Source organism: Shewanella sp. SG44-6, assembly GCF_014164185.1.
Lineage (GTDB): Bacteria > Pseudomonadota > Gammaproteobacteria > Enterobacterales > Shewanellaceae > Shewanella > Shewanella vesiculosa.
On the sequence record NZ_JACJER010000233.1, the window covers coordinates 1 to 2,846 of the forward strand.

A 2,846-nucleotide genomic window follows, 5' to 3' on the forward strand; every position below is an offset into this window, starting at 1 on the left:
ACTATACTCTGACATAAAATGTACCCATAGTCTGACAAATTGGAACTGCACCTAGATACTATAATTATGAATTGTCATTTTATTACAACTGAAAGCGTATCTCTTAGTAACTCACTTTTGGACAATTCCAAGTTAGCATTCATACCAATTCAAGCGATTCATTGATAACTCCAAGTATCACAAAGTCACTTTACTACTTAACCATCATGAAAAATAAGCATCGTACTTATTAAAATAGGATCTGTACTTGTAATCGAATCAAAATATCGGCTAAGTAATTTTGAGCGGCTGTTTTTATACAATCTATATATAGTTAAAATCACGAAAAAAACAATTCCTCATAGTCATCTTTAGTTAATCCATTTTTTTCAATAATTTTCACTAAACAATCCCTCAAAATTGGAAAAGTTTCACCCATAATTATACTAGGTCTTAACTTACCTCGACCGTTAACTTTGTATGAATCTTTAAGAATCCCATCATGAACAGCAGAGGAGCGTATACTGTATGCTGCATTTAATATAGAAGATATTTCTTTCCGCTTCTCAAGGTCATGAGAAGCCAACTTGGAACCAATAATTTTTATTTGGAGAGTTAGCTCTCCATTAGTATCAGGCTTTGTTAATATCGACTCAAGGGCAATACCTAAGTCAATAGCTTTATTTGTATCATTCCAAGTATTCATAGCCTGACTTCGACGAGCCAAAGAAATATCTAAAGGCAATCTAAGCTTCTCATTCATAGATAAGTATTTTTTAAATAAATGAGTAATTTGTTCAGCGTCAATACCATTCCATAAATCATAATGTTTAGGCTTAATAACCTCTAAGTATTGAGTCGAATGTGTGTCTATTATGTCAGAAAGAGGTGTAGTATCTTCTAAAATACACCAACGTAATTCAACGCAAGGAGCGTGGTCAGAAGCGAATAAAGATAGAAAATTAGTTATTAAAAATTCTTTATTTACGTAACCTTGAATGGTATTGATATTAGCTTCACTAAGATCATTTGAAAGTAATGTGCTTTCCATGGGTTGGCATAAAAATGTGTAGGGCGGGTGAACTCTACCACTAGATGAAAAACTTGAAGATAATTTCATTAATTTGTTATTTACATTTTTCCTGATTGTATTGGGTAAACTTTCAAAATCACAAAAATAAATACCATCTATTAATTCTGCTTTCCCTTTAAAATCAACCCCACTAATTAGTGACAGATTATAAATCACAATATCTGATGAAGATTCAAGTTCTAGCAAATACGAATAAGCAAGTTCTGCCCCAACCGTAGAAGCCGCTAAAACTAACCATTTAGCCAAATACAATGCATTTATTTTTTCACCATGCCCTCCAGCGCGGAATGTTGAAGAAGATAACCTAGGGTGTTCTTCTTCAATAAGACTAGCTAATTTTATGAAATTACGTGATGCACCGAATGCCTTCGCATAATTGCGCCAATCATCTTGAGCTATCCATAGAGTAAGTTGCTGTATGTTTCCTTCTGCAACTGACGTATTTATAGCTTTAATTATTCGTTGATTCATACAATTACTATCCCTAATGTCTTATTATTACCAGCGCAATTTCATTGTACACTCAACGACTTTAATTCCAATAACCACTCAGGCCTAATGTGACAGTTGAAAGTACCCCCGTATTACATCACGGGGATTCACAGAGAACAGCATTAAAAGAATGGATAACTTTTACTAGGGCAAAAGTGCATCAACAGGATGTGAATGAGTGAAAGGGCTAGCGCATAAAGGGGCAGAAATGTGTTGCCCACCCTAACTGGAAAATGGAAAAAAGTGGCTTAGAATTTATTCTTTATTACGTTGCTCATATAAATTCTAACCCCACGAAATTACTGCTCACTCTGTATAAAAGAACAGTTGTATTAGGGAGGAGTATTTTCTGAGCTAACGATAGTTTGTCCTTTGTCTGGTCATATCTGATTATTTATTAACTTTGTAGTGCTATGGCTTTCGGCCTCTTTCCCTTTCGCATTCTTCCGCATGAGTTGTTGAATCAAAGTACATCGAGTACAAAACATCATCGCCTGTTTGAGTTATGCTTATTTCATATTTTAGCTTACCATCGACAATACTTGGATATATATTCACCCCATAAATATCGATATTGTTATAAAAATCATCAGACTTATTAAGGCATTTACTCCTGAGTTTATTTTTGTGAAATACATCTTTTATCGAAAAAATAAAATCTAAAGCATTAGCATCAATATACAAAGACTTCCCATGATGATCTTGTGTATAACGAATATAGTCTGAACAAGTTCCATTGATAGACCTGCCAACATATATATATGAATTTAAGGTATATACTCGAGATGATAGCTCATGTTTATTTTCCAATTCCACACAATATTTATCAAAAATGAATTCAGGCTGTTTGATGTAAACGACAGCATCTTCATTCTCTTGCCCTATACTGTACAATTCACTAGAGCAGTGAGTCGCTTCAGTATTTAGGCATAAATCTTTCATTTGCTCAATAAAAGAGCTGCTACTATAAGCTTCAGTAGCATTTAAAAATAATAGAAAAAAGAATAAAAAAAGTATTAATTTTTTCATTATGATGTTGCTCCACTAATCATATGTAGTGGATAGTTATTTTGGCCAGTGTTGTGTATGTTTTCAAGCAAAAAAATAGTGACTTCCATTAGATATAGTTGTGATTATATTAATAAAGTGAAACTCGTTTTGGGGCATAAACAATTTACATGTCTAGGCTCATTACTGGACAAAAATAAGTTTATTGACGCAATAAAGTTTGTACAGTAGAAGATAAGTCGAATCCATTTAACATTATGGATATGAGGCATGA

At 33.2% G+C, this 2,846-nt stretch carries 2 protein-coding genes; both read right to left on the minus strand.

Annotated features, from left to right (window positions below; genetic code table 11):
• Nucleotides 1-319 precede the first annotated feature (319 nt).
• Complete coding sequence (locus H5185_RS21640; RefSeq protein WP_182743188.1) at nt 320-1,543, minus strand: HEPN domain-containing protein; 1,224 nt, start codon at nt 1,541-1,543, stop codon at nt 320-322.
• 432 nt (nt 1,544-1,975) lie between these two features.
• A complete protein-coding gene (locus tag H5185_RS21645) occupies nt 1,976-2,593 on the minus strand; it encodes a hypothetical protein (RefSeq protein ID WP_182698958.1) in 618 nt (205 codons plus the stop codon).
• Between the last annotated feature and the right edge of the window lie 253 nt (nt 2,594-2,846).